Origin of the sequence: Streptomyces sp. SID14478 (genome assembly GCF_010548525.1) — a bacterium.
Classification (GTDB): domain Bacteria; phylum Actinomycetota; class Actinomycetes; order Streptomycetales; family Streptomycetaceae; genus Streptomyces.
On record NZ_JAAGMG010000138.1, the window covers coordinates 1 to 262 of the forward strand.

The 262-nt window shown below is 76.3% G+C and carries 1 pseudogene; it reads right to left on the reverse strand.

Annotated features, from left to right (window positions below):
* Positions 1–262, reverse strand: a pseudogene (locus G3I40_RS05095) (glycosyltransferase family 2 protein); the annotation flags it as partial.

Here is a 262-nt window from a genome sequence, read left to right on the forward strand (position 1 = left end):
GGAAGACCTTGTCGATGTCGCCGACGCGTTCGCGCACCGTCCAGGGGAGCAGGACCACGGTGCCGTCGTACGTGTCGCAGGCCTCGGGGCGGCCGGTCGGGGCGACCAGGGCCAGGGCGCGGCCGCGGCGCCCGGAGCCGGTGGTGACGCCGTCGTGCCGCACCGCCCCCACGACCACCGCCTCGTCGGCGAACCGGCGGGACACGTCGAGGAGTTGGGCCAGCGCGTCCGGGTCGAGGCGGACGTCGTCGCGGAGCCAGAG